This is a genomic window from Sphingomonas jatrophae (assembly GCF_900113315.1).
In the GTDB taxonomy this organism is placed as follows: Bacteria; Pseudomonadota; Alphaproteobacteria; order Sphingomonadales; family Sphingomonadaceae; genus Sphingomonas_P; species Sphingomonas_P jatrophae.
Genome location: NZ_FOZG01000002.1, coordinates 747,277 through 772,539 on the forward strand (window position 1 = coordinate 747,277; position 25,263 = coordinate 772,539).

Annotated in this window: 32 protein-coding genes; 16 read left to right on the plus strand and 16 right to left on the minus strand. The window is 69.0% G+C overall.

The features are described 5' to 3' along the window. The first annotated feature begins 83 nt into the window (after positions 1-83). Positions 84-809 (plus strand): SDR family NAD(P)-dependent oxidoreductase, encoded by a 726-nt coding sequence (locus tag BM360_RS12815; protein WP_093315179.1) that lies wholly within the window; start codon positions 84-86, stop codon positions 807-809. Then, complete coding sequence (locus tag BM360_RS12820) at positions 799-1,839, plus strand: 50S ribosomal protein L11 methyltransferase (protein ID WP_093315181.1); 1,041 nt, start codon at positions 799-801, stop codon at positions 1,837-1,839. The genes BM360_RS12815 and BM360_RS12820 overlap by 11 nt, the downstream gene beginning before the upstream one ends. A gap of 12 nt (positions 1,840-1,851) precedes the next feature. Here BM360_RS12820 and BM360_RS12825 read toward each other — a convergent pair whose 3' ends face one another. Next, entirely contained in the window at positions 1,852-2,502 is a 651-nt protein-coding gene (locus tag BM360_RS12825) for a glutathione S-transferase family protein (protein WP_093315183.1), read from the minus strand. Positions 2,503-2,600: 98 nt separating this feature from the next. Here BM360_RS12825 and BM360_RS12830 point away from each other — a divergent pair, with 98 nt between their 5' ends. After that, positions 2,601-3,074 (plus strand): DUF3429 domain-containing protein, encoded by a 474-nt coding sequence (locus BM360_RS12830; RefSeq protein WP_093315185.1) that lies wholly within the window; start codon positions 2,601-2,603, stop codon positions 3,072-3,074. Positions 3,075-3,425: 351 nt separating this feature from the next. Beyond that, positions 3,426-5,324, plus strand: coding sequence for a ribonucleoside-diphosphate reductase subunit alpha (locus tag BM360_RS12835; RefSeq protein WP_093315187.1), 1,899 nt, complete (start codon positions 3,426-3,428; stop codon positions 5,322-5,324). Positions 5,325-5,544: 220 nt separating this feature from the next. Here the strand turns inward: BM360_RS12835 and BM360_RS12840 are convergent, their stop codons facing one another. Continuing rightward, positions 5,545-5,787 carry a DUF2171 domain-containing protein gene (locus BM360_RS12840; protein WP_093315189.1) on the minus strand — a complete coding sequence of 81 codons (243 nt, stop codon included), beginning with the start codon at positions 5,785-5,787 and terminating at the stop codon, positions 5,545-5,547. A gap of 58 nt (positions 5,788-5,845) precedes the next feature. Between BM360_RS12840 and BM360_RS12845 the strand changes: the two genes are divergently transcribed. The 4 genes from BM360_RS12845 to BM360_RS12855 all read left to right on the plus strand — a co-directional run bounded on the left by BM360_RS12845 (position 5,846) and on the right by BM360_RS12855 (position 8,404). Continuing rightward, complete coding sequence (locus tag BM360_RS12845; protein ID WP_093315191.1) at positions 5,846-6,040, plus strand: hypothetical protein; 195 nt, start codon at positions 5,846-5,848, stop codon at positions 6,038-6,040. A gap of 151 nt (positions 6,041-6,191) precedes the next feature. Next, complete coding sequence (locus BM360_RS19615) at positions 6,192-6,332, plus strand: hypothetical protein (protein WP_165611306.1); 141 nt, start codon at positions 6,192-6,194, stop codon at positions 6,330-6,332. 4 nt (positions 6,333-6,336) lie between these two features. Beyond that, a complete protein-coding gene (locus tag BM360_RS12850; protein WP_093315194.1) occupies positions 6,337-7,386 on the plus strand; it encodes a ribonucleotide-diphosphate reductase subunit beta in 1,050 nt (349 codons plus the stop codon). A gap of 538 nt (positions 7,387-7,924) precedes the next feature. Then, a complete protein-coding gene (locus tag BM360_RS12855) occupies positions 7,925-8,404 on the plus strand; it encodes an ImmA/IrrE family metallo-endopeptidase (protein WP_207544592.1) in 480 nt (159 codons plus the stop codon). 28 nt (positions 8,405-8,432) lie between these two features. Here BM360_RS12855 and BM360_RS12860 read toward each other — a convergent pair whose 3' ends face one another. Beyond that, entirely contained in the window at positions 8,433-8,636 is a 204-nt protein-coding gene (locus BM360_RS12860) for a hypothetical protein (RefSeq protein WP_131819268.1), read from the minus strand. A 72-nt stretch (positions 8,637-8,708) separates the two neighbouring features. Here BM360_RS12860 and BM360_RS12865 point away from each other — a divergent pair, with 72 nt between their 5' ends. After that, on the plus strand, positions 8,709-9,206 hold the full coding sequence (locus tag BM360_RS12865) for a hypothetical protein (protein WP_131819269.1): 498 nt from the start codon (positions 8,709-8,711) through the stop codon (positions 9,204-9,206). Between the two features lie 51 nt (positions 9,207-9,257). Here the strand turns inward: BM360_RS12865 and BM360_RS12870 are convergent, their stop codons facing one another. Continuing rightward, positions 9,258-9,641, minus strand: coding sequence for an ExbD/TolR family protein (locus BM360_RS12870; RefSeq protein WP_093315203.1), 384 nt, complete (start codon positions 9,639-9,641; stop codon positions 9,258-9,260). A gap of 227 nt (positions 9,642-9,868) precedes the next feature. On the opposite strand from BM360_RS12870, the gene BM360_RS12875 reads away from it, so the two are divergent. Genes BM360_RS12875 through BM360_RS12890 form a run of 4 tightly spaced genes read left to right on the plus strand, consistent with a single transcriptional unit; the run spans position 9,869 to position 13,845 of the window. Beyond that, the gene (locus tag BM360_RS12875; protein ID WP_093315205.1) at positions 9,869-10,048 is read left to right on the plus strand and encodes a hypothetical protein; all 180 of its coding nucleotides are present in this window, start codon (positions 9,869-9,871) and stop codon (positions 10,046-10,048) included. 25 nt (positions 10,049-10,073) lie between these two features. Beyond that, entirely contained in the window at positions 10,074-10,643 is a 570-nt protein-coding gene (locus BM360_RS12880) for a 2Fe-2S iron-sulfur cluster-binding protein (protein WP_093315207.1), read from the plus strand. Beyond that, a complete protein-coding gene (locus BM360_RS12885) occupies positions 10,640-11,617 on the plus strand; it encodes an FAD binding domain-containing protein (protein WP_093315209.1) in 978 nt (325 codons plus the stop codon). The genes BM360_RS12880 and BM360_RS12885 overlap by 4 nt, the downstream gene beginning before the upstream one ends. Next, positions 11,614-13,845, plus strand: a complete 2,232-nt coding sequence (locus BM360_RS12890; protein ID WP_093315211.1) for a xanthine dehydrogenase family protein molybdopterin-binding subunit — start codon at positions 11,614-11,616, stop codon at positions 13,843-13,845. The genes BM360_RS12885 and BM360_RS12890 overlap by 4 nt, the downstream gene beginning before the upstream one ends. A 19-nt stretch (positions 13,846-13,864) precedes the next feature. Here BM360_RS12890 and BM360_RS12895 read toward each other — a convergent pair whose 3' ends face one another. The 3 genes from BM360_RS12895 to BM360_RS12905 are packed head-to-tail and all read right to left on the minus strand — an operon-like array spanning position 13,865 to position 16,394. Further along, positions 13,865-15,355 carry an ABC transporter permease/substrate-binding protein gene (locus tag BM360_RS12895; RefSeq protein WP_093315213.1) on the minus strand — a complete coding sequence of 497 codons (1,491 nt, stop codon included), beginning with the start codon at positions 15,353-15,355 and terminating at the stop codon, positions 13,865-13,867. Then, the gene (locus BM360_RS12900) at positions 15,352-16,107 is read right to left on the minus strand and encodes an ATP-binding cassette domain-containing protein (protein WP_242653474.1); all 756 of its coding nucleotides are present in this window, start codon (positions 16,105-16,107) and stop codon (positions 15,352-15,354) included. The genes BM360_RS12895 and BM360_RS12900 overlap by 4 nt, the downstream gene beginning before the upstream one ends. Beyond that, on the minus strand, positions 16,104-16,394 hold the full coding sequence (locus tag BM360_RS12905; protein WP_093315217.1) for a 4a-hydroxytetrahydrobiopterin dehydratase: 291 nt from the start codon (positions 16,392-16,394) through the stop codon (positions 16,104-16,106). The genes BM360_RS12900 and BM360_RS12905 overlap by 4 nt, the downstream gene beginning before the upstream one ends. A gap of 87 nt (positions 16,395-16,481) precedes the next feature. Between BM360_RS12905 and BM360_RS12910 the strand changes: the two genes are divergently transcribed. The 3 genes from BM360_RS12910 to BM360_RS12920 are packed head-to-tail and all read left to right on the plus strand — an operon-like array spanning position 16,482 to position 18,078. Then, positions 16,482-16,871, plus strand: a complete 390-nt coding sequence (locus tag BM360_RS12910) for a metallopeptidase family protein (protein ID WP_242653475.1) — start codon at positions 16,482-16,484, stop codon at positions 16,869-16,871. Further along, entirely contained in the window at positions 16,868-17,443 is a 576-nt protein-coding gene (gene ccmA / locus BM360_RS12915) for a heme ABC exporter ATP-binding protein CcmA (RefSeq protein ID WP_093316041.1), read from the plus strand. The genes BM360_RS12910 and ccmA overlap by 4 nt, the downstream gene beginning before the upstream one ends. Continuing rightward, positions 17,440-18,078, plus strand: coding sequence for a heme exporter protein CcmB (locus BM360_RS12920; RefSeq protein ID WP_093315219.1), 639 nt, complete (start codon positions 17,440-17,442; stop codon positions 18,076-18,078). Before ccmA ends, BM360_RS12920 begins: the two co-directional genes overlap by 4 nt. On the opposite strand, the gene BM360_RS12925 is transcribed toward BM360_RS12920, so the two are convergent. The 9 genes from BM360_RS12925 to BM360_RS12960 form a co-directional block, all read right to left on the minus strand. Continuing rightward, a complete protein-coding gene (locus BM360_RS12925) occupies positions 18,075-18,953 on the minus strand; it encodes a class I SAM-dependent methyltransferase (protein ID WP_207544594.1) in 879 nt (292 codons plus the stop codon). The genes BM360_RS12920 and BM360_RS12925 overlap by 4 nt on opposite strands. Next, positions 18,950-20,179, minus strand: coding sequence for a M16 family metallopeptidase (locus tag BM360_RS12930; protein ID WP_093315221.1), 1,230 nt, complete (start codon positions 20,177-20,179; stop codon positions 18,950-18,952). The genes BM360_RS12925 and BM360_RS12930 overlap by 4 nt, the downstream gene beginning before the upstream one ends. Continuing rightward, positions 20,176-21,576 (minus strand): threonine synthase, encoded by a 1,401-nt coding sequence (gene thrC, locus BM360_RS12935; RefSeq protein ID WP_093315223.1) that lies wholly within the window; start codon positions 21,574-21,576, stop codon positions 20,176-20,178. The genes BM360_RS12930 and thrC overlap by 4 nt, the downstream gene beginning before the upstream one ends. A 12-nt stretch (positions 21,577-21,588) precedes the next feature. Next, the gene (locus BM360_RS12940) at positions 21,589-22,221 is read right to left on the minus strand and encodes an SURF1 family protein (RefSeq protein ID WP_242653476.1); all 633 of its coding nucleotides are present in this window, start codon (positions 22,219-22,221) and stop codon (positions 21,589-21,591) included. A gap of 166 nt (positions 22,222-22,387) precedes the next feature. Continuing rightward, positions 22,388-22,756: a DUF983 domain-containing protein gene (locus tag BM360_RS12945; protein WP_093316045.1), complete on the minus strand. Its 369-nt coding sequence runs from the start codon at positions 22,754-22,756 to the stop codon at positions 22,388-22,390. Next, positions 22,749-23,570, minus strand: coding sequence for a cytochrome c oxidase subunit 3 (locus BM360_RS12950; protein WP_093315225.1), 822 nt, complete (start codon positions 23,568-23,570; stop codon positions 22,749-22,751). Before BM360_RS12950 ends, BM360_RS12945 begins: the two co-directional genes overlap by 8 nt. Before the next feature lie 71 nt (positions 23,571-23,641). Next, complete coding sequence (locus tag BM360_RS12955) at positions 23,642-24,202, minus strand: cytochrome c oxidase assembly protein (RefSeq protein ID WP_093315227.1); 561 nt, start codon at positions 24,200-24,202, stop codon at positions 23,642-23,644. Beyond that, positions 24,199-24,321, minus strand: coding sequence for a hypothetical protein (locus BM360_RS20040; protein WP_278247437.1), 123 nt, complete (start codon positions 24,319-24,321; stop codon positions 24,199-24,201). The genes BM360_RS12955 and BM360_RS20040 overlap by 4 nt, the downstream gene beginning before the upstream one ends. Beyond that, a complete protein-coding gene (locus tag BM360_RS12960; protein WP_093315229.1) occupies positions 24,318-25,235 on the minus strand; it encodes a heme o synthase in 918 nt (305 codons plus the stop codon). The genes BM360_RS20040 and BM360_RS12960 overlap by 4 nt, the downstream gene beginning before the upstream one ends. Between the last annotated feature and the right edge of the window lie 28 nt (positions 25,236-25,263).

Here is a 25,263-nt window from a genome sequence, read left to right on the forward strand (position 1 = left end):
TGGGGCTCGCTTCGTCCCGGCCCCGCCGCCGCCCGTCCGGCCCAGCTTCCCACGCCCCGCCGCCTTGTCTATCCGCCGCGGCCATGACCCAGCCCCACATCCTCGTCACCGGCACCAGCCGCGGCATCGGCGCCGCCATCGTCGCGGCGCTCGCCCCCCACGCCCGCGTCGTCGGCCACGCCACCACCGCGGACGATGGCCGCCTCGCCGCCGACCTGTCCCGCCCGGAGGCCGCCGGCCTGCTGTGGCGCGAGGCGCTGGCGGCGCTCGACGGGCGGATCGACGTGCTGGTCAACAATGCCGGCATCTTCGAGGCCGCCTCGATCGACGCGCCCGACCAGGCGTGGCGCGACGCGTGGGAGCGGACGATGCAGGTCAACCTCACCGCCTCCGCCGAACTCTCCCGCCTCGCCGTGCTCCACTGGCAGCAGCAGGGCGCGGGGGCCGAGGCGGGCCGCGGCCGCCTCGTCAACGTCGCCTCCCGCGCCGCCTATCGCGGCGATTCGCCCGCCCACTGGCATTATGCCGCGTCCAAGGCGGGCATGGTCGCCATGACCAAGACGATCGCGCGCGGCTATGCGCGCGACGGCATCCTCGCCTTCGCCGTCTGCCCGGGCTTCACCATGACCGGCATGGCGGAGGATTATCTCGCCAGCCGCGGCGGCGATCAGCTGCTGGCCGACATTCCGCTCGGCCGCGTCGCCGATCCGGCGGAGGTGGCCGAGGCGGTCCGCTTCCTCGCGCTGGAGGCCCCGCCGTCGATGACCGGCGCGGTGCTCGACCTCAACGGAGCCTCCTATGTCCGCTGAGCCGCGCGGGGACGGGGTGACGGGCTTCCCCTTCGATGCCCCGCGCGACGGCAGCTGGAAGCTGACGCTCCCCTGCACCCGCGCGGAGGCGGACGCGCTGGCGGGCGATCTGCCGACGCTCGCCTTGCTCGATCCCCCGCCCACGCTGATGACGAGCGAGCCCGATCCGGATGCCCCCGATGCGTGGCGCCTCGACGCCTATTTCGAGGCCGAGCCCGACGCCGCCTCGATCCGGCTGATCCGCGATCTCGTCCCCTCCGCCGCCGGCACCGCGCCGGCGCTGGAGCATGTGCCAGAGGAAGATTGGGTCACACTCAGCCAGGAAGGGCTGGCGCCGATCCATGCCGGCCGCTTCTGGGTCCATACGCCGCAGCATGGGGCGGACGATGCGCCGGCGGGCAGCGTCCGCTTCGCCATCGCCGCGGGCCGCGCCTTCGGCACCGGCCATCACGAGACGACGGCGGGCTGCCTCGCCATGCTCGATCGGCTGCGCCGCGCCGGCCATCATTACGGCAACATCGCCGATGTCGGCACCGGCACCGGCCTGCTCGCCTTCGCCGCGCGTTCGCTGTGGCCGTCGGCCCGCATCGTCGCATCGGACATCGATCCCGTCTCAATCGAGGTAACGGTGGAGAATGCCGCGGCGAACGCCGTGCCCGTCGGCCGCGCGCGCACCGCGATCGAGCTGGTCGTCGCTGCCGGGCTCGACCATCCGCGGCTGAAAGCACGCGCGCCCTATGATCTGCTGATCGCCAACATCCTCGCCGGCCCGCTGGTCGAGCTGGCGCCCGTCTTTGCCCGCGCGCTGGCGCCCGGCGGCACGCTGATCCTCGCCGGCCTGCTGCAAACGCAGGCCGAGGCCGTCGCCACCGCCTATCGCCGCCAGGGGCTGCGGCTGGCTGAGGATGCGCGCTTCGGCGACTGGCCGACGCTCCGCCTCGTCAAGCGCGCCGCGCGGCCCGCCCGCGGTCGCGCGCGCAAGGGCGTCGCCGTCGGCATGGGCAGCTGGTCCACCGACGGCGCGATCTGACCGGCTGTCGCCTCAATCCCGGTCGGGCGCGCCGAGCGGGAAGAAGCTCCGGAAGGGCCGCGCCTCGTCCACCGCGCGGCGGACGCTCGGCCGCGCCAGCAGCCGCGCGCGATAGGCCTTGAGCGTCACCAGCGCGTCGGGGATCGGCTGCACCCAGTCGCCATAGAACAGCGCCGGTGCCGCGGCGCAGTCGGCCAGCGTGAACGCCTCGCCCGCCGCCCACGTCCGCCCGGCCATGTGCCCGTCCCACCAGCGATAGGCCGCTCCCAGTCCCTCCCGTGCCCGCGCCACGCCCAGCGGATCGCGGCTGCCTTCGTCGCGCAGCCGGTCGGAGACGGGCACCTGCATCTGGTTCATCAGGTAGGTGTCGGACAGGCGATCGAGCAGCCGCACCTCCAGCGCCGCCGCCGGATCGGCCGGGATCATCGCGGTGTGGCCGGGATGGTGGATCTGGAGATGTTCGATGATGATTGAGCTTTCCGCCACCACCCGGTCGCCGTCCACCAGCAGCGGGAACTTGCCGAACGGCGCGATCGCGGCGAACTCCGCGCCCACGCCTTCCTCGGCCAAGCTGCGATAGTCGAACGCGGTGCCGGTCTCCCACAGCGCGATCAGCACCTTCCAGGTGTAGGAGGAGAAAGGGTGTCCATAGAGGCGAAGCATGCGGGCTCTCCGGGCAGCAGGCGTCCAGCTTAACAAAGATAACCAGCGGCGTCACGCCCCGTCGGGAACGCCGCTCCGCCAGCCCCGTTGCCGCGTGCATGACCGGACCCGCCCCCACCGCCGCCGCGCGCGATCCGCGCATCCCGCCGCTCAGCGTGGCGCTCGGCTTCGGCCCGGCGGCCATATTGCCGCTGCTGGCGCTCGCCGCCTTCCTGCTGCCGCCGCGCACCGCATGGATCGCGGTCGCGCTCGCGCAATTGTGGGGCGGGTCGATCCTGCTGTTCCTGGCGGGCGTGCGCCGGGGCCTCAGCTTCTTCACCGAGGGCGGCCCCCGCCCCGTCCAGGTCGCCACCTCCGTGTGGCTGTTCGTGCTCGGCCTCGCCGGGCTCGCCCTCCCTGCCCCCTTCGCCTTCCTCGCCCAGATCCTCGGCTACGGCACCGTCGGCCTGACCGACCCGCGCGCGGCGAAGCGGGGCGAGGTGCCGGCCCACTTCGCCCGGCTCCGCCCGCCGCAGATGGCGATCGCGGTGCTCGGCCTCGTCGCGCTGACGGTGCGCGTCAGCCTGGGCTGACCGTCCCGCCCCGCGACGCGCCGGGCGTCCGCGCTTTCCGCTTCTGTCCAGCCCTTCCGCGCTCTGTTCGCCGCAATTGCCTTTGCGACGAACGGAGCGACCATCGAGCGATTCTCCCGTTGTGTCTTTCGCACGGATGGGCACAAGTGATGGTGGTCATCGGGGAGGCCAGCTACCATATTCTGCCTAGGCGCGGGCCTCCAGGGGCCGGCTCAGGCGGCGTGTGCGCTGCGTGGATGGCTCGAAAAAGATGGGGAAAAGCACGCGAAACCGCTGCCTTTTGCCCCGTCCCGGTATAGTCTCGCGGCCCGCGCCCGAGTCGAACGGAACAGGAACGGACAAGAGGGCGTCATGGATCTGAGCGGCAGCAGCGAAGTGGAAGCGAACGACGTGGCGACGACCCTTGAAGCCCCGCGCACCGAGCGCGAATCGGTCTCCTCGCAGGGCGCCCGGCCGCAGCCTTATGCGGTCGAGGTCGATCATTCGCGCGATGCGCTGCTGACCGATTTCGGCAAGGAGACGCTGAAGGATCGCTACCTGCTGCCCGGCGAAGGCTTCCAGGATCTCTTCGTCCGCGTCGCCTCCGCTTATGCCGACGATGCCGCGCACGCCCAGCGCCTCTACGACTATATCTCGCGCCTGTGGTTCATGCCGGCGACCCCGGTCCTGTCCAACGGCGGCACCGGCCGCGGCCTGCCGATCAGCTGCTATCTCAACTCGGTCGACGACAGCCTCGAGGGCATCGTCAATACGTGGAACGAGAATGTCTGGCTCGCCTCGCGCGGCGGCGGCATCGGCACCTATTGGGGCTCGGTCCGCGGCATCGGCGAGCCGGTCGGCCTCAACGGCAAGACCAGCGGCATCATCCCCTTCGTCCGCGTGATGGATTCGCTCACCCTCGCGATCAGCCAGGGGTCGCTCCGCCGCGGCTCGGCCGCCGTCTATCTCGACGTGTCGCACCCCGAGATCGAGGAGTTCCTCGAGATCCGGAAGCCCAGCGGAGACTTCAACCGCAAGGCGCTCAATCTCCACCACGGCGTCCTCCTGTCCGACGCCTTCATGGAAGCGGTGCGCGACGGCCAGCCCTGGACGCTCGTCAGCCCCAAGGACGGCAGCCCCCGCGGCGAGGTGGACGCGCGCTCGCTGTTCCAGAAGCTGGTCGAGACGCGGCTGGCGACGGGCGAGCCCTATATCGTCTTCTCCGACACGGTGAACCGGATGATGCCGCGCCACCACCGCGAGCTCGGCCTCAAGGTTTCCACCTCCAACCTCTGCTCGGAGATCACGCTGCCGACGGGGCGCGATCACCTCGGCAATGATCGCACCGCGGTCTGCTGCCTGTCGTCGCTCAACCTCGAGACGTGGGACGAGTGGAACGGCGACAAGCGCTTCATCGAGGACGTGATGCGCTTCCTCGACAATGTGCTGACCGACTATATCGAGCGGGCGCCCGAGGAGATGGCGCGCGCCCGCTATTCCGCGATGCGCGAGCGGTCGGTGGGCCTCGGCGTCATGGGCTTCCACTCCTTCCTCCAGGCGCGCGGCCTGCCGTTCGAAGGCGCCATGGCCAAGTCGTGGAACCTGCGCATCTTCAAGCATATCGCCGGCCGCGCCGAGGAAGCCTCCATGCTGCTCGCGACCGAGCGGGGCCCCTGCCCCGATGCGGCCGACCGCGGCGTGATGGAGCGTTTCTCCTGCAAGATGGCGATCGCGCCGACTGCGTCCATCTCGATCATCTGCGGCGGCACGTCCGCCTGCATCGAGCCGATCCCGGCCAACATCTACACGCACAAGACGCTGTCGGGCAGCTTCTCGATCCGCAATCCCTATCTCGAAAAGCTGCTGATCGCGAAGTCGAAGAACAGCGACAATGTGTGGAACACGATCCTGGAGAAGGGCGGCTCCGTCCAGCATCTCGACTTCCTGACGCAGGACGAGAAGGACTGTTACAAGACCTCGTTCGAGATCGACCAGCGCTGGTTGATCGAACTGCAGGCGGATCGCACGCCCTATATCGACCAGTCGTCCAGCCTCAACCTGTTCATCCCGGCCGATGTCGAGAAGTGGGATCTGCTGATGCTCCACTTCCGCGCGTGGGAGCTGGGCATCAAGTCGCTCTACTATCTCCGCTCCAAGTCGATCCAGCGCGCAGGCTTTGCCGGCGGCGTCGAGGCGGACAACACGATCGAGAAGCCCAAGTTCGAGCTGGGCGAAGCGACGGACTATGATGAGTGTCTGGCGTGCCAGTGACGCGGGCGGGTTCGGATTGCACCAGCAATCCGAACACTCGCCACGTCGGCCGGCGGGGCGGCTTTGCCGCCTCGACCGACGGCGTGGCGACCCGCGCTCACTAGATCAGGCAATGCCCGCCCCTGAACCATCCACCGCGCCGTCGGTCGGGACGGTCACGCCGTCCCGCCGCCCGCTGCGGCATAGCCCCGGGCTGCGCGTGCAACCCGGGGCGTCCGGCTTACTCCTCCGTCTCGAACGTCACCGCGACATCCGCATTGGCGGACAGGCGGACCGTGCCGTCCTCGACCGTGGCGACGAGGCCGCCGTCGATATAATGGTGATGCCCTTCGTGGCTGCCCTGCCCGCTGTCCTTCTTGGTCAGCTTGATGCGGTTGCCCTCGACCGCGTCGACCGTGCCGACATGCACGCCGTCCGCGCCGATCACCTCGGCATGTTCCTTAACCTGTGTCAGATCGGCCATCGAACTCGTCCTCCATGCGTTGACCCGGCCCCGAACGCACGACGCGAAGGATCGCCGCATGACAAACGCCTCGCTGATCTTCATGGCCCTCGTCGGCGCCGCCGCGCTGGCGCTCGGCATCGGCCTGCTGATCGCCGCGGGCCAGCGCCGGCACGAGGAATCGCGCTACGTCTCGCGGCTGGCGGGCGTGATGGTCTGCGCGCTCGGCCTCGTCCTGATCGTGTTCGCCGGCAGCTGGGTGTTCTGGAGCTGAGCGGCCGGGCTCAGACGATGCCGGCCTTCCCCGTTCGTGCTGAGCCTGTCGAAGCACCGTTCTTCTCGAACCCGGCGGAGAAAGGCAGCCCTTCGACAAGCTCAGGGCGAACGGCAGGGAAGCTCCGAAGCCACTCCCTGCGGGCCGCCGCATGATCCGCGCGCTCCGCCTCGCCCGCGCCCGCGCTTACGCCCGCATCGTCCGCTTCCGCCTCGGCAGCGACACCCCCGCTTATGCCGAGGCGCGCGCCGCCGTCGCCCGGCTCCGTTCATCCCCTTTCGCGTCGGAGTAACCCCATGTCCCTCCTCCAGGCCTCGCGCTCCTACAAGCCGTTCGAATATCCGTGGGCGTTCGAATATTGGAAGCGCCAGCAGCAGATCCACTGGATGCCCGAGGAAGTGCCGCTCGGCGAGGATTGCCGCGACTGGGCGCAGAAGCTCAGCCCGCACGAGCGCAACCTGCTGACGCAGATCTTCCGCTTCTTCACGCAGGCCGACGTCGAGGTGCAGGATTGCTACCACGACAAATATGGCCGCGTGTTCAAGCCGACCGAGATCAAGATGATGCTCACCGCCTTCTCCAACATGGAGACGGTGCACATCGCCGCTTATTCGCACCTGCTCGACACGATCGGCATGCCCGAGACCGAATATTCGGCCTTCCTCCAGTATAAGGAGATGAAGGACAAGCATGACTATCTGTCGCAGTTCGGCGTCGATACGGACGAGGACATCGCCAAGACGCTCGCCATGTTCGGCGGCTTCACCGAGGGGCTGCAGCTCTTCGCCAGCTTCGCCATGCTGATGAACTTCCCGCGCTTCAACAAGATGAAGGGCATGGGCCAGATCGTCAGCTGGTCGGTGCGCGACGAGAGCCTGCACTGCGAAGGCATCATCAAGCTGTTCCACGCTTTCGTGAAGGAGCGGGACTGCTATTCCGCGCGGGTGAAGGACGACATTCGCGACATGTGCCAGAAGACGGTGCGGATCGAAGATGCGTTCATCGATCTCGTCTTCGAAATGGGCCCGGTCGAGGGGATGAAGCCCAAGGACATCAAGAAGTACGTCCGCTTCATCGCCGACTGGCGCCTCGGCCAGCTGGGCCTCGAGCCCATCTACCTGATCGACGAACACCCCCTCCCCTGGCTCGCCCCCCTGCTCAACGGCGTCGAGCACGCCAACTTCTTCGAAACCCGCGCCACCGAATATTCCAAGGCCGCGACGCGCGGCAATTGGGGCGACGTGTGGGGCCGCTTCGACCAGCGCAAGGCGGCGGTGGCGGCACCGGCGGCGAACGAGGAGGCGGAAGCGGACATGTTCGCGACGGCAGGTGTGGCGGCGGAATAATAACTGTCAGTGCGGCTTTAAGAAAAAGAGGCTAGCTCGGTGAGCAAGATGGCATGGCGCATGCTCGCTATCGTCTCACTGGCAGCTTGCGCTTCTCTGACAGTGGCGGTTGTCTGGGTAGCTGTCGCTTACGGCTCCAACCTGCGCAAGATCACTGAGGGCGCGCAGGTATGTCTCGCTGGAGCCCGCGCATATGACAGCGTAGCAGCAGCGCAAATGATTGGCCGCTTGGATTTGGTCTCCTTCCTGCTCACTACCGGCGGACTGCTGTTGGCCGTATTCGCTTTCATGGGTTTTTGGATGATACGGCGCGAAGCGCTTGATGAAGCTGGGAAAGTTGCTCGGGAGGAGGCGCGGAAGGTTGCGCAGGAATACGCAAACCTTGAACATACCGAGAACGGAACATACTTTGTGGCTGAAGGGGCTAGCCGCGGGTCTAAGCAGCGTGTAAGAGTCAAGCGAAATCGTCAGGCTCACAGTTATGACCCTGCGACCGTTTCCACCGCCGGGGCGGTAAAGGAAAGGCCACAGAGAGATGATGAGCGTAATCGAGGCGATGAAGGTAGTCGCAAGGCACCAAAAGGGCGATCTTCCGATACAGATGGTGCCGTTAGCTAACGATCTCGGCATCGAGGTTTACCGGGTTCCGAATTGGCCGGACACACTCTCCGGGATGATCTCGAAGAGTAATACCAGTGCAAGCGGCTTCGATATTTTCGTGAACGCAGCGCATCCTGAGACGCGTCGGCGCTTCACTATCGCACATGAGTGCGCTCATGCGATTCTACATCCTGACCTGATTGGAGACGGAATCACCGACGACGCTCTCTATCGATCGGGCTTGTCCAACCGGGTTGAAGCTCAAGCTAACCGCTTGGCAGCGGACATACTTATGCCACGTGATCGATTAAATGAGCTAATTGACCATGGGATCACGAGTGTTCCACAGCTGGCGCGGATGTTCGGTGTATCTGAGCAAGCGATGGCTATTAGGGTTGGCGCTCCCCAAGATGTTTAGAGTCCTGTAGAAGCCTTTGGTTAGGCATCTAATTCGGACGGCACAGCGTCTCCTCACTCAATCTCATCCGCATCACGCCCGCGCGCTTCACCTCCACCAGCACCTCATCCAACCGCCCATCGCGCACCTCCGCGGGAGGAGCGAAGCGGAGCCCGCTCTCTGGCTCCACCGCGATGGCGCGCAGGCGGGCGGGCAGGTCGCCGCCCACGCCGGCGATCGTCGCGCCCCTCACCAACCCGAAAACCCCCTTTCCAACACAAACCCATCTGGTTAGTCGCCTGACCTCCCTCACAGGAGTCGCTCCATGCCAGACGCACCCGTCGTCCCCGTGCAGCACCGCCATGACGGCTGGACCGTCGAGCGCCAGCGCCGCTTCCTCTTCGCGCTGGCCGATACGGGCTGCGTGTCCGACGCCGCCGCCGAAGCCGGCCTCTCTGTCCGCTCCGCCTATCGCCTGCGCCGCCGCTTGGGCGCGGAGGCGTTTGCCGCGGCGTGGGACGAGGCGCTGGTCGCCGCCTCGCGCCGCCTCGCCGCCGTCGCCTATGAACGCGCGATCAACGGCGTCGCCAGGCCCGTCTGGCACAAGGGCGAGCAGGTCGGCGAGGAGCGGCGCTACAATGATCGCCTGCTCATGTTCCTGCTGCGCCACGGCGATCCGCTGCGCTTCGGCCACCTCGCCGGATTGCACCCGCATGCGGTCGCCGATCCGCGCGATGCCGCCGATGGCGAGCTGAAGCGCCTCGTCCACCGCCTCACCGACGAGGCCGCGACCGAGCCGCTCATCCCCGGCTCCGACACGTGAAAACACGCGTCTAGGTGCGACCTTCGTGACCTTCGGGTAAGCGGATACCGTTTACTCGAACCCCATCCGCACCACGCCCGCGCGCTTCACCTCGGCCAGCACCTCGTCCACCCGCGCATAGCGCGTCTCCGCTGAAGGGGCGAAGCGGAGCTGGCCCTGCGGCTCCGCCGCGATCGCGCGCAGGCGGGCGGGCAGGTCGCCGCTCCGCCCGTCCAGCGTCGCTTCGCCGTCCGCCCCGAGCACGAGGCGGTGGACCGTCGGCGGGCTCGCCGCGCCCTCTGCCGGCACCGGCAGATCGAGCGCCACCTTGTGCGTCGCCATCGGCACGGTGAGGATGAACATGATGAGCAGCACCAGCAGCACGTCGATCAGCGGCGTCATGTTGAGCGCCGCCATCGGCCGGGCATCGATCGCGGGGGTGGAGACGCTGCGCATCTGATCCTCCTTGGCGTGAATGTGATGTGATCACATCATGCTACGCGGACGCGGTCAAGCCCGCCGCTCGTGCCGCCCCGGCGGGTCTCCCGCCACCTGTCGGAACTGGTCCTCCGAGCGTCGCTTCGTCCACCTAAAGGCTTGAGCCGCCATCGATCCGTCCGGTCGGAGCCGATGCCGCCGCCATGCGTTCGCCGCTCCTGATCCCCGCCTCCAGGAGCGTCCCCATGTCCCACATCCCGAACAAGGTCATGCCGCACGCCGCGCCCCACGCCGCCGAGCCTGCCGCCCCCGCGCCTGCCGAGCAGCCTCACGTCCCGCCGGCCAGCTGGCTCACGCTCGCCGGCGGCGCCGCGGCCGCCGTCGCGCTGGGCGCGGTCGGCACCCACCTGATGCGCCGCCGCTGACCCCTCCAGCCCCAACGGAGCCGCCATGCCCCTCTCCCCGCAAGTCGCGCCCGGCGGCTCCGCTCCGGCCGATGCGCCCCAGCGCCTGTCCGTCACGCTCACCGTCAACGGCGAGGATCATGCGCTGGCGCTCGACAGCCGCACCACGCTGCTCGACGCGCTGCGCGATCATCTCCACCTGACCGGCGCCAAGAAAGGCTGCGATCACGGCCAGTGCGGCGCCTGCACCGTGCTGGTCGAGGGGCGGCGGATCAACTCCTGCCTCGCGCTCGCCGCCATGCATGAGGGCGATGCCATCACCACGATCGAGGGCGTCGGCACGCCGCAGGCGCTCCACCCGCTCCAGGCGGGCTTCGTCCGGCACGACGGCTATCAGTGCGGCTATTGCACGCCCGGCCAGATCATGTCCGCGCTCGGCATGGTGGAGGAGCACAGGCAGGGCTGGCCGAGCCACGCCACCGGTTCGGTCGCCGATCGCCCCGCGCTCACCCGCGAGGAGATTGCCGAGCGGATGAGCGGCAACATCTGCCGCTGCGCCGCCTACCCGAACATCGTCGACGCGATCAGCGAGTTTGCCGGGGAGCAGCCGGCATGAGGCCATTCACGCTCACCCGCGCCGCCTCTCCAGAGGAGGCGGTCGCCGAGACCGGCGCGCGCTACATCGCCGGCGGCACCAACCTGCTCGACCTGATGAAGCTCGGCATTGAGACGCCCGCACGCCTCGTCGACATCAGCCGCCTGCCGCTCAATGAGGTGGAGGAGGCGGACGGCGGCCTGCGCATCGGGAGCCAGGTTCCCAACAGCGATCTCGCCGCGCACGATCTCGTCCGCACCCGCTATCCGCTGCTGGCCGAAGCGCTGCTGGCCGGCGCCTCGGGCCAGCTGCGCAACAAGGCGACGACGGGCGGCAACCTGCTCCAGCGCACCCGCTGCTATTATTTCTACGATTCCGCTCTGCCCTGCAACAAGCGCGACCCCGGCTCCGGCTGCGGCGCGATCGGCGGGGTCAACCGCATCCACGCCATCCTCGGCACCAGCGACAAGTGCATCGCCACGCACCCGAGCGACATGGCCGTCGCCATGCTGGCGCTGGATGCCAAGGTCGAGACGCTCCGCCCCGGCGGCGCCACGCGCACCTTGCCGCTGGCCGAGCTCCACCGCCTGCCCGGCGATACGCCGCACATCGACACCAATCTCAAGCCCGGCGAGCTGATCACCGCGGTCGTCCTGCCGCCGCCGCCGCCCGGCCGCCAGCTCTACCGCAAGGTGCGCGATCGCGCCTCCTACGCCTTCGCGCTCGTCTCCGTTGCCGCCGCGATCGAGGTGGCGGACGGCCGCATCGCCTCCGCCCGCCTCGCCTTCGGCGGCCTCGCCCACAAGCCGTGGCGCAATCCCGACGTTGAGGCAGCGCTGGTCGGCGCACGGCCCGATGATGCCGCCTTCCGCGGCGCCGCCGCGGTGCTGCTCGCCGGGGCTGAGGGCCAGGGCGGCAACGACTTCAAGATCCCGCTGCTGCGCCGCACGCTCGTCGCCGCGCTCCGTGACGCCACCGAAGGAACTGCGCGATGAGCAGCACCACCGCCACGCTGCGGATGAACGCGAAACAGGGCCTGAACCGCGCCGATCATGCGCCGCAGGGCCTGATCGGCGCCCCGCTCGATCGCAAGGAGGGTCCGCTCAAGGTCTCCGGCCGCGCGCCCTACGCCTATGAGCATCACCCCGCGAACGTCGCCTTCGGCTATCTCGTCACCGCCACCATCGCCCGCGGCAAGGTGAACGGCTACGATTTCGACGCCGCGCTCGCCGTGCCCGGCGTGGTCGCGGTGATCGACGCGGGCAAGCGCACGACGACGCAGGCGGCCAATACCAGCTCGAACCCCGAGCAGGGCAATGATCACGTAACCCACTACGGTCAGCCGCTGCTGATGGTGGTGGCCGACACGTTCGAGGCCGCGCGCGAAGCTGCCGCCAAGGTCCGTGTCGATTATGCGCCGGAGGAAGGCGGCCGCTTCGTGCTGGCGGAGGAAGCACCCAAGGCCAAGACGCCGGGCTATCCCTTCTTCAACAAGGCGAACATGAACACCGGCGATTTCGACGGTGCCTTCGCGACCGCGCCGGTGCAGGTCGACGCCACCTATACCACGCCCTCGCAGATCCACGCGGCGATGGAGCCGCACGCCGCCACCGCATCGTGGGACGAGGCGGAGGGCAAGCTGACCATCCACGCCTCCTACCAGATGATCGGCAACGTCGCCGCGCAGCTGGCCAAGGTACTCGGCATCAAGGCGGACAAGATCCACCTGATGAGTCCCTATGTCGGCGGCGGCTTCGGCTCCAAGCTGGGGCTGAACCCCGAGTCGGTCATGGCCGCGGTCGCCGCGCGTGCGCTGAAGCGGCCGGTGAAGATCGCGATCACGCGGCAGCAGCTGTTCGGTATCAGCGGCCGCCGCTCCGATTCGATCCAGCGCATCCGGCTGGGGGCGGAGGCCGACGGCCGCATCCTCGCCATCGCGCACGAAAGCCTCGTCTCCAACCGCGACGGCGAGACCTTCTACGAGCCGGCAGGCATCTCCACCCCGACGCTCTATGCGGGCGAGAACCGTCTCGTGTCGCACCGTCAGGCGGCGATGGACCTGATGATCTCCGTCTCCATGCGCGCGCCGGGCGAGGCGATCGGCATGCTCGCCCTGGAAAGCGCGATGGACGAGCTGGCGCACACGCTCGGCCTCGATCCGGTCGAGCTGCGCCTCCGCAACGAACCCGACACCGATCCGCAGGCGGGCACGCCCTTCTCCACCCGCAAGCTGGCCAAGTGCCTGACGCAGGGCGCCGAGGCGTTCGGCTGGGCCGAGCGCAAGCCGCAACCCGGTGCACGGCGCGAAGGCGATTGGCTGGTCGGGCTCGGGGTCGCTGCGCTGTCGCGCAACAACTATCTCTCCACCTCGTCCGCGCGCGTGCGGCTGACGCCGGCGGGCACCGCCGAGATCGAGACGGACCATACGGACATCGGCACCGGCACCTACACCATCCTGGCGCAGGTGGCGGGCGACGTGCTCGGCCTGCCGATGGACGCGATCGAGGTGCGGCTGGGCGATTCGACCCTGCCGAAATCCTCCGGCTCCGGCGGATCGTGGGGCGCGGCCAGCGGCGCCTCGTCCGTCCTGGTCGCCGCCGAGGCCCTGATCGAGCAGATCGCCAAGCGTCTGGGTGTCGAGGCGGACCAGCTCACGTTCAAGGACGGGCAGGTCATCACGGGCAATCGGACCATGCCGCTCGCCGACGCGGTCGGCCCCGAGCCTCTGGAGGCGGAAGGGACGATCCAGTCGGGTGCTGTCCAGCTGACGCATACGCAGGTCGCCTATGGCGCGGTGTTCGCGGAGGTGGCGGTGAACGCCGTCACCGGAGAAATCCGGGTCCGCCGCCTCGATGCCACGCTCGCCGCCGGTCGCATTCTCAATCCCAAGACGGCGCGCAGCCAGGTGCTGGGCGGCCTGATCTGGGGAATGAGCGGCGCGTTGATGGAGGAAGCCGCGCTGGACGAACGGCGCGGTGTCTTCGTCAATCACGACCTTGCCGAATATCACGTGCCGGTGAATGCCGATGCGCCGGCGATCGACGTCACCTTCCTTGAGGAGGACGATCGCTACGCCAACCCGCTCGGCGTGAAGGGCATTGGCGAGCTCGGCATCTGCGGATCGGGCGCAGCGATCGCCAACGCCGTCTTCAATGCGACGGGCGTGCGCGTGCGCGACTTCCCGATCACGCTCGACAAGCTGCTCGACGGCCTGCCCGACTGAGCCGCGCCGGGCGGGGCGGTCAGCGTGGATCCAGCCACGCCGCCGCCTCGTCGGGCGTGCGCTTGTCGCGGTCTCGGTCCACCATCAGATTGGCCGCACGCATCCGCTCGACCGGGATCGCGCCCACCAGCGGCGTCAGCGCGCGCACGAAGCGTTCGTCCCGCGCCCGCGTCGGTGCGACCATCAGCAGCGCCTCGTAAGCCGGTAGCGCATGGCGCGGGTCCGCCAGCACGCGCAGACCGTCCGCCGCAATCCGCCCGTCCGATGAAAACGCAGCGATCGCGTCCGCCTGCCCGCCGCTCAGCGCCCGGTACATGAAGGTCGGCGCATAGGCGCGCGTCGCAGCGAAGCGCAGGCCGTAGGCCTCGCGCAAGGCCGCCCATTCCGGCCGATCGAGGAACTCCAGATCTGCCGCCAAGGTCAGCCGCGGCGCCGCCCCGGCCAGGTCTTGAAGCGATCGGAACGGCGCATCGCCGCGCACCGCCAGCGCATAGGCATTTTCGAAGCCGAGCGGCCCGATCACGCGCACGCCCGATCGCGCCGCCAGCCAGCGCGTGATCGCGGCGCGATCGACGGGCGGCTGCCGTCCCATGGCATTGCTCCACAGCGTGCCCGAATAATCGACATAGGCGTCGATCTCGCCCGCCTCCAGCGCACGCAGCGCCACGGCCGAGCCCAGCCCCTCACGGTAGCGCACACGGTAGCCCGCTTGCTCCAGCCGCCGCCCGATCACGCGGGCCAGGATATACTGCTCGGAGAAGGTCTTGGCGCCGATCGTCACCACGGGCGGGGCAGGCCACGCCGCCCATGCCAGCGCGGCGCCGAGCAGCACCAGCACGATCGCACCCGGCCCGATCACCAGCCCCCGCCGCCGCGTCGCCAGTCCGCGCTCGACCAGGGCGAGCAGCCCGTCCGCCGCGAGCGCCAGCACCGCCGCGGCGATGCACCCGGTCAGCACCAGCGGCCACGTCTCCGTCTGCAGGCCGGAGAAGATCAGGTTGCCCAGGCTCGGATAGCCGACCGTGGTAGAGAGCGTCGCCGCACCGATCGTCCACACCGTCGCCGTGCGCAGACCCGCCATGGCGATGGGCGCCGCCAGCGGCAGCTCCACCAGCCGCAAGCGCTGCGACGGGGTCATCCCGATCCCGTTGGCCGCCTCGATCAGTCCGGGTGCGATCCCCTGCAGCCCCGCCACCAGATTGCGCAGGATCGGCAGCACCGCATAGAGCGCGAGCGCCAGCAGCGACGGCAGAAAGCCAAGCGCCGGCATTCGCGCACCGACCAGCGTCGAGAGCGCCAGCAGCAGCGGGTAGAAGAGCGCCAGCAGCGCCAGCCCCGGAATGGTCTGGACAATGCCCGCCATACCCAGCGCGATGCGGGCCAGCCGAGGCCGTCGTGCCGCCGCCAGCCCCAGCGGTACGGCCACGCCTAGCGCCAGCAGCAGTGCTGCTGCCGCCAGCGCTAAGTGGCTGACGGCGAGCGCCGGCAGTTGGGCGAGTGCGGCGTTCACGCGCGCGCCATCGCCGCCAGCCGCTCCGCCTGCGCACGCGGCACCGCCACCAGCGCCGCCGCCTCAGCCCCCGCCTCCCCCGCCAGCAACGTGGCCGGGGCTGCGTCCGCCACGATGCGGCCCTTCGCCAGCACGACGACGCGATCCGCCAGCAGCAGCGCCTCCGCCATGTCGTGCGTCACCATCACCGTCGTGAGGCCCAGCCGATCGTGCAGCGCGCGCACGGCCGTCGCCAGCGCATCGCGGGTGACCGGATCGAGCGCGCCGAACGGCTCGTCCATCAGCATCAGCCGCGCCCCCGTCGACAGCGCGCGTGCCACGCCGACACGCTGCCGCTGCCCACCCGAAAGCGCGTCCGGCCGCCGCGGCGCCACCTCGGCGGGCAGGTCCACCAGCGCCAGCAGTTCGGCTACGTCGGGCGCGCTCCGCCCGGCCACACGCGCGGGCAGCACGATATTCTCCGCCACGCTCAGATGCGGAAACAGGCCGATCTCCTGGAAGACGTAGCCGATCCGGCGCCGCAGCAAGGGCGCAGGCTCCACCGCGACATCTGCCCCATCCAGCTCGATCCGCCCGGATTCGGGCTCGACCAGCCGGTTGGCGGTGCGCAGCAGGGTCGACTTGCCCGACCCCGAGGGACCGACCAGCGCGACGAACTGTCCTGCCGGCACATCGAGGCTGACGCCGTCCAGCGCGACGACCCCGTCGAACCGCTTCGCAACGCCTGCCCAGCGGAGCGCGGGCGCGGTCACTCCACCAGCGCGTCGATCGCCTGCGCCAGCGCCACGTCGCGCGTCGAAAGCCCGCCTGCGTCGTGCGTCGTCAGCAGGATGTCGACCCGGTTCCACACGTTGGACCATTCGGGGTGATGGTCCGCCTTCTCCGCGAGCAAGGCCACGCGCGTCATGAAGGCGAAGGCCTCGCTGAAGTCGACGAACTTGAACGAGCGCGTGATCGCATCGCGTCCATCGTCATGATCCCAGTCGGCCAGCGCATCGAGCGCGTCGGCGCGCTCGGCTTCGGACAATGGCTCGATCATGGCTTCCTCCCCCGTGGTGCGCCCCTGTCTTGCACTCGGCCGCGCGTCATGCCAGCGATTCGCGTGAGTTACAGAGAAAGGCGGGCAATGGGGCGCATCGCGCCGACAGCGGATGAGATCGAGGAGATGGCCCGCGCCGCGATGGCGCGGCTGCCCCAGGCGTTCCGCGCACATCTCGAAGGCGTCGTGCTGAAGGTGGAGGAGTTCGCCGACGACGACGTGCTGGACGAACTCGGCATCGACGATCCGTTCGACCTGACCGGCCTCTACACCGGCGTCGCCGTGGGGGAGAAGAGCATGGCCGCGGGCGGCCAGCTGCCGGACATGATCCACCTGTTCCGCCGCGCCTTGCTGGAGGAATGGATCGAGACGGGGGTCACGCTCGAGGCGCTCGTCTCGCACGTGCTGGTGCACGAAGTCGGCCACCATTTCGGCCTGTCGGACGAGGCGATGCACGCTCTGGAGGACGAGGCCTGAGCGCCACCCTTGCGTTCGATGCCGTCGCCTGCCTGCGCGGCGACCGGCTGCTGTTCGAGGGGCTGAGCTTCACGCTGGCGCCCGGTGAAGCGGCGCTGGTGACGGGGCCGAACGGTGCGGGTAAATCCAGCCTGCTGCGGATCGCCGCCGGGCTGCTGCGCCCCGCCGCCGGCCGGGTGCAGGCAGAGGGCACGCGCGCACTGGCCGCGGCGGACGGCACCGCGCTCGACGGGGCGCTGCCACTCGCCCGCGCGCTCGGCTTCTGGGCGGCGCTCGACCGGGTACGGCCGAGTGCCGTCGCCGACGCGCTCGACGCCATGGGCATCGCGCATCTCGCACAGGTGCCGGTGCGCCTGCTCTCCACCGGCCAGCGCCGCCGTGCCGCGCTCGCCCGCGTAATCGCCGGCGGTGCCGCAATCTGGCTGCTGGACGAGCCCGGGAACGGCCTCGACGCATCTGCCAGTGAGCGGCTGGCGGACGCCATGGCAAGGCACCGCGCCGAGGGCGGCATCGTGCTCGCGGCGACGCACCAGCCCATCGGCCTCAGCGACGCGCGCGGGATCCAGCTATGACCCTGCTCCGCCTGATCCGTCGCGATCTCGGCGCAGGCGCGCGCGCGGCGTTGCTGCCGATCGCCTTCTTCCTGCTGGTCGCCACCTTGTTCCCCTTCGCGGTCGGACCCGATGCCGCGCTGCTCGCCCGCGGCGGTGGCGGGGCTCTGTGGATGGCCGCCCTGCTTGCCGCGCTGCTTCCGGTCGAGCGGCTGATCGCGCCCGATCTGGAGGCGGGCGTCATCGATCAGCTGGCAGTCCGCGGTATCGGCGAGGAGCTGGTTGCCGTGGCGAAGCTGGCCGCGCTGTGGCTCAGCTTCGCGCCCGCGCTGATGGTCGCGGCGCTGCCTGCCGCCGCGCTGCTGCGGCTGGGCGGCGCGACGCTCGCACGGCTTGAGGCGGGGCTGGCGCTCGGCACGCCGGGGCTTGCGGCGCTGGGGGTCGCGGTGGCGGCGCTCACCGGCTCGCTGCGCGGCGCGGGGGCGGTGGCAGGCCTCGTCATGCTGCCGCTGGCCGTGCCGCTGCTGATCTTCGGCGCGGGTGCGCTCGGAGGAGCGGGCGCCGGTGCGCTCAAGCTGCTCGCCGCCACCTCGCTGCTCTACGTCGCGGGCGCGCCCTTCGTCGCCGGTGCCGCGCTGCGCGCCGCGCGCAGCTAGCGGCTCCAGCGCGCGAAGATGGCGGTCGGCAACAGCAGGCCGCGCGCTTCCTCCCGCACCGCCATCTCACCGGCCTCGACTTGGCCGCCGAGCGAGGCGGTGGCCTGACGCAGCAGCTCGCCGATCGCCAGCGCGGACATGCGCACCGCATAGACGGTGAGCACGAGGAACTTCGATTCACCGTCGAGCAGCTTGACGCAGTCGCCGATCAGGCCCGGCAGCCCCTCTTCCAGCCGCCACGTCTCGCCCGTCGGGCCGCGGCCGAATTTCGGCGGATCGAGCATGATACCGTCATAGCGCCGCCCACGGCGCACCTCGCGCGCAGTGAACTTGGCGGCATCATCGACCATCCAGCGGATCGGCCGGTCCGCCATGTCCGACAGCAAGGCGTTCGCCTTGCCCTGCTCGACCGACTTCTTCGAGGCATCGACATGCGTCACCCGCGCGCCCCGCCCGGCCAGCGCGAGCGAGCCGACGCCGGTATAGCCGAACAGGTTGAGCACCTCGTCACCCTCGGCGATCCGGTCGCGCATCCAAGACCATTGCGGCGCCATGTCCGGGAAGAAAGCGAGGTGACGGAACGGCGTGCACTGCGCCTGGAAGCGCACGTCCTGCCACTTCAGGTGCCAGCCATTCCAGGGCACGTCGCGATTGTTGTGCCACTTGCCGCCGCCATCCTCGTCGGAGGCGCCGATGAACTCGCCATCATGCGCCCAATCGGCCATCGCCGGCGCCCACATCGCCTGCGGCTCCGGCCGGATGAAGCGGAAGCGGCCGTAGCGCTCCAGCTTGCGGCCATAGCCGGAGTCGATCAGACCGAAATCATCCCACGGCTCGGCAACGAGCTGCCCGAGCGGCCCCACCGCGCCGTTCACGCCGCGTCCTTCAGCTTGCCGCCGACGCTCGCCAGCGTCTCGCCGCCGCCGATCGCCGCCGCTCCTGCGGCCCGCGCCTCGGCGAGTGTCACCGCCTCCATCTGCCCGACGGACTCCGCCGCCGGCACGATGCGGCCGTGGATCTGGATCTGCCGGGCGAGATGATCGCAGCGCGCCTGCACGCCCTCCAGCCCCATCAGGAAGCTCGCGCGGCCATAGGCCTTGGCCCGCGCCAGCTCCGCCTCATCCAGATTGTCCGCCACCGCGGTCAGGATCTCGCGCGCCAGCGCCAGCGCCTTGCCGGCATCGCCCTGCCCAGCCGCCAGGTAGAGCCCGAACAGCCCGGCATCGGCATAATGATGCGACCAGCTGTAGATGCTGTAGGCAAGCCCGCGCGCCTCGCGCACTTCCTGGAACAGGCGCGAGGACATGCCGCCGCCTGCCGCATGGCTGAAGAGCCCGATCGCGTGCAGCGCCGGATCGAGCAGGCCGACCGTCGGAAAGGCGAGCGTCACATGCGTCTGATCGAACTTCCGCCGATCGGCATGGCGTCCGCCGACATAGCGGGCGGGCGCCGGCTCGGGCCGCCCGCCCGCAGGGAGATCGCCAAACCGCGCTTCGGCCAGCTTCAGCAGCGCGTCCGCGTCCACCTTGCCCGCCGCCGCCAGGACCAGCGACTCCGGCCGGTAATGCGTCGCGAGCCAGCCGGTCAGGTCGTCACGGGTGAAGCCGTCGATGCTCGCCTCGTCGCCCAGCACCGGCGCGCCGATCGCCTGATCGGGGAAGGCAGCGCCCTGGAGATGATCGAACACGATGTCGTCGGGCGTGTCGCGTGCCTCGCCCAGTTCGGACAGGACGACGCCTTTCTCGCGCGCCAGCTCGTCCTCCGCCAAGTGCGCCGAGCGAACGAGATCGGCGATGATCTCGACGCCGAGCGCCAGATCGCCGCCGAGCAGCCTTGCATGAAAGACGGTCTGGTCGCGCGCCGTCCAGGCATTCAGGCTGCCGCCGACATCCTCGACATGCTCGGCGATCGCCTTGGCATCGCGCGGGCCGGCGCCCTTGAACAGCATATGCTCGACCATGTGGGCGAGCCCGGCCTTTCCCTTGCGCTCGGATCGCGCGCCGACATCGGCATAGAGGCCGACCGCTACCGTCTCGACCTCCGCCATCGGATCGACCGCGACGGTCAGGCCGTTGGACAGGCGGTGCAGCATCGCACTCATGCGGTCGGCGTCGCCCGCTCGGCGATATAGGCCTCGATCGCGCCGATCTCGGCCGGCAGGCGCGCATAACGCTCCTCGCGCTCGAACAGGCCGGCGGCACGCGCCGGCAGCCCCGGCCGCTTGCCCGTCGCCCGCTCCACTGCCTCGACGAACTTGGCCGGGTGCGCGGTGGCGAGCGTCACCACCGGCACGTCGGCCGGCAGCGCAGCGGCGCGCGCGGCGGCGAGGCCGATAGCGGAGTGGGGGTCGATCACCTCGTTGGCATTCTGGCACGCCCAACGCATGGCCAGCGCCATCTCGTCGGCATCCACCCGCGCGCTGGCGAAGATGCCGCCCGCCTCCGACAGCATGTCCGCAGTCAGCGCCAGCTTCCGCTCGCTCTCGAAGCCCTGCATCGATGCGGCCAAACGCGCGCCCTCGCGGCCGTGCAGGTCGAACAGCAGCCGCTCGAAATTGGACGAGACCTGGATATCCATCGACGGCGCCGCAGTCGCCGTGACGGTACCGACCGAATAATCTCCCACGGAGAGCGCGCGGTGGAGGATGTCATTGACGTTGGTCGCGACGATCAGCTTGGCGACGGGCAGGCCCATGCGCGCGGCAACGTAGCCCGCGAACACGTCGCCGAAGTTGCCCGTGGGCACCGAGAAAGCGACCGGCCGGTCGGGCGCACCGAGGCGCACGGCGGCGTAGAAATAATAGACAATCTGGGCCATCAGCCGCGCCCAGTTGATCGAGTTCACCGCCGACAGGCTGAACCGGCCGGCGAACGCCCGGTCGGCGAACATCGCCTTCACCAGCGCCTGCGCGTCGTCGAAGCTGCCGTCGATCGCGATATTGTGGACGTTGGGCGCGAGTACCGTCGTCATCTGCCGCCGCTGCACGTCGGACACGCGACCCTGCGGGTGCAGCATGAAGATGTCGACTTTGGCCCGCCCCGCCAGCGCGTCGATCGCGGCCGAACCGGTATCCCCGCTGGTCGCGCCGATCACCGTCAGGTGCGTGTCGCGGCTGGACAGAAACCGCTCGAACAGCAGGCCGAGCAGCTGGAGCGCGACGTCCTTGAACGCCAGCGTCGGCCCGTGAAACAGCTCGAGCAGCCAGTGGCGATGGTCAAGCTGTGTGAGTGGCGTCACCGCGGCATGGCTGAAGCGCCCATAGGCCGCCTCGCACAGCAGCTTCAACTCCGTCCGGCTCAGCGCATCGCCGACGAATGGCGCCATGATCGCGACGGCGGTTTCGACATAGGACAGGCCTGCGAGCCCGGCGATCTCGTCCCTCGTCAGCGTCGGCCAGATCTCGGGCAAGTAAAGCCCGCCATCGGCCGCAAGACCGGCGAGCGTGACATCCTCAAAGCCGAGAATCGGCGCGGAACCGCGAGTGCTGACGTAGCGCATAAGCCGCGCCGCTTAACCCCGCCGACGACGGAGCGCCAGAAGATAGACGATCAACGCGGTGGCGGCGAACAGGAACCATTGCACCGCATAGGCACGGTGATTGTTGGGGATCTCGGCGATCGACGGCGGGACGGAGGGCTGGAGTGGCGTCACCGGCGTCTCGGCAACGAGCAGCAGCGGCACCTTCTTGCCGATCGCGGCCGTTTCGGCCGGCATCACTCGCTCAAACAAGACGGGGTCGGGGATCAACACGCCAGTGAAGTCTTTCAGCCCTTCGGCCGATACCGCTTTCGCGCCGCCCGGCGGTGCCCAGCCTAGATCGACCATCAGGAGAGCGCCTCCCGGTGTCCGGCACGCGCGGATGGTGCGGTATCCGGTTGCCCCAGCGCGATTGCGCCCCCCGATCTGGACCGCGGGATCCATGGTGGAGCAGGTCAGCCGAGCGCGCCGGAAGGCCACGCTCTCGGGGTCGTCGATCGCCCCGTCCGGCAAGCCCGTCAGCAGCGGCTGACCCTCCGCCGCCGCATAGCTCCCCAGCAACGACTCCTTCCAGCGCGCGCGCTGGAGCTGCCACACGCCCAGCCAAACCATCGTCGTGCAGGCGAGCAAGACGATGATCGTGGCGACGACCGGAACCCGTCTCACCGGCAAGCCTTTCCGGCGAACAGATGTCGAGTGCGGCGGGCCAGCGATGCTGAAGCCATCCGCAAGCCACGAAGCTGACAGCTACGGAAGCTTCCCTGCTGCCGTGCCGGCAGACATCCGGAGAGTTTGACCGCCCCCGCCTTCGCTAATCGACGCGCGCGCGGGTTCAACGCCGCCGCCCCTCGCCCGCAGCGTTGCGATATTCCGAGGCCAGCAGCCACGCCTTGGCCACGCGTAGCGATCCGATCACCAGCCCAGCGGTCAGCGGCAGCCAGAGCAGCACATGCACCAAGACGGGTGGCTCCCACGCCAGCTCCACCGACACGGCCAGAATCACGATCAGCGCGCCTATGCCGAGCGTCAGGAAGGCCGCTGGCCCGTCGCCGACGTTGAAGCCGGCGAAGTCCAGCCCGCAGGCGCGGCAGCGGTCCGCAAAACGAACGGGGCCGGCGAACAAAGTCGCGGCCCCGCACTTCGGGCAGAGGCCGCGCACCGCGACCTCCACCCCGCTCGGCGATCGGTGCGGCTCAGCCAGCGTGGATCGGCGCGCCCCAGCCGCCCCAGACGTAGATGGTGACAAAGAGGAACAGCCACACCACGTCGACGAAGTGCCAGTACCAGGCGGCCGCCTCGAACCCGAAATGCTGCCGCGGCGTGAAGTCACCCTTGTAGGTGCGCACGAGGCAGACGATCAGGAAGATCGTGCCGATCAGCACGTGGAAGCCGTGGAAGCCCGTCGCCATGAAGAAAGCGGCTCCGTAGTTCAGGCCCTTAAAGGCGAACGGCGCATGGACATATTCATAGACCTGGATGCAGCTGAACAGCGCGCCCAGCAGGATCGTGCACCACAGGCCCTTCTTCAGGCCGGCACGGTCCCCGTGCAGCAGCGCATGGTGCGCCCACGTCACGGTCGTGCCCGAGCAGAGCAGGATCATCGTGTTCAGCAGCGGGAAGGCGAACGGATCGATCACCTCAATGCCCTTCGGCGGCCAAGTGCCGCCCACCGCGTCTACGGTCGAGGGGAAGAGCGAGAAGTCGAAAAACGCCCAGAACCAGCCGACGAAGAACATGACTTCGGAGGCGATGAACAGGATCATGCCATAACGCAGGTGCAGCTGCACAACGGGCGTATGATCCCCCGCGCGGGCTTCGCGGATCACATCCGCCCACCAGAAATACATCGTCGCCAGCACGCCGGCGAGGCCGAGGGCGAAGACCCACGGGCCGAACGGATGGCTGTGCATCCACATCACGCCGCCGCCCGTCAGCGCAAGCGCGGTCATCGAGCCCATGAAGGGCCAGAAGCTTGGCGGCAGGATATGATAATCGTGGTTCTTGGCACCGGCCATGCGTCAGCCCTTCTCGTCCCTGTCGCACCCCGGCTTGCCTCGGCGGCAGCGGGGATGATTGCTGCCTTGCCCTAGCCCGGTCGCCCGGCCTTTTCCACGCCCTTTGTAGCGCGGTAGAAGGTGTAGCTCAGCGTGATCTCGTCGATGTCGCTCGTCCTGGCGTCGTCAGCCAGCTTCGGATCGACATAGTAGATGACCGGCATGCGCACCGTCTCACCCGGCTTCAACGTCTGCTCGGTGAAGCAGAAGCACTGGATCTTGGTGAAATAGCCGCCGGCCTGCGAAGGCGTCACGTTGAACACGGCGCTGCCCGTGATCGGCTCGCTGCCGAGGTTCGTCGCCGTGAAGAACGCCATCTTGCGCGCACCGAGTGCGGCGCGCTCCACCGTCTGCTCCGGGCGGAAGGTCCATGGCAGATCGGGCTGCACGTTCCCATCGAACCTGACTTTGACGATCCGGCCAACGGGGGTCGTCTCGGGAACGGCGTCGGCACGCTGCGTGGTGCCGTTGAAGCCGGTCGCCTGACAGAACAGCCGGTAGAGCGGCACGCTGGCAAAGCCGACGCCGACCATCGCCGCGACAAAGGCAGCTGCGATCAGGCCCAGCCGGCGGTTGCGTTCCGCCAGCGTCATTTCGCCGCCATCTTGGCGATGGAGATGGCGTAGAACAGCACCACCAGCAGGCCGAGTACCAGCGCCATCGCAGCCGCGCGGTTGCGCTGGCGCCGGCGGATGTCTTCTTCGGGCGTCATGCGAGCAGCCAGCGATCGGCCACCAGCGCGCCGAATACGGCGAACAGATACACGATCGAATAAGCGAACAGCCGCCGCTCCGGCTTCATCGCGGCAGGATCGCTCTCCCGGCTGAGCGCCACTTGGGCGGACAGCACGACGAACGGCACGGTAAGCGCAATTGCCGCGACACCGTAGAGCATGCCGGTCAAGCCGAGCGCCCATGGCGCCACAGCCGATGCCGCCATCGGCACCGTGTAGAGGAACTGCTGGATCCGCGTCATGCGCAGACCCGCCACCACCGGCAGCATCGGCACGCCCGCGGCGGCGTAATCCATGCGGATGAACAGCGCGAGCGCCCAGAAATGCGGCGCCGTCCACAGGAAGACGAGGACGAACAACAGCACGGGCAGCATGTCGACACGGCCCGTCGCCGCGGCCCAGCCGATCATTGCCGGAAAGGCACCGGCACCGCCACCGATCACGATGTTCTGCGGCGTCCGGCGCTTCAGCCACACCGTGTAGATGACGACGTAATAAAGGATGGAGGCGAGGAGGATCGCCGCCGCAAGCAGGTTCAGCGCCAGCCCCATCAGCAGGACCGAGAAGGCGGCCAAGCCGACGCCGAAGTGCAGCGCCGATTCGGGTGCCATTCGCCCGGCGGGCAAGGGCCGCTTGGCTGTCCGCGCCATCTTGGCGTCGAGATCCGCTTCGTACCACTGGTTGAGCGCACCCGCCGCACCCGCCCCCAGCGCAATGCACAGGATGGCGGTGAAACCGAGCACGGGATGGATCGTCACCGGTGCCGCCAACAGACCACAGAGACCGGTGAATACCACCAGGCTCAGCACGCGCGGCTTCGTCAGCGCGAGGAAGTCGCGCCAGTCGGCCACAGGATAAGCGGTGGCGGCGGAGGTCAGCGGGATCGCGTTCATCTTAAACTCCCGCCGCCCGCCCCCGCAT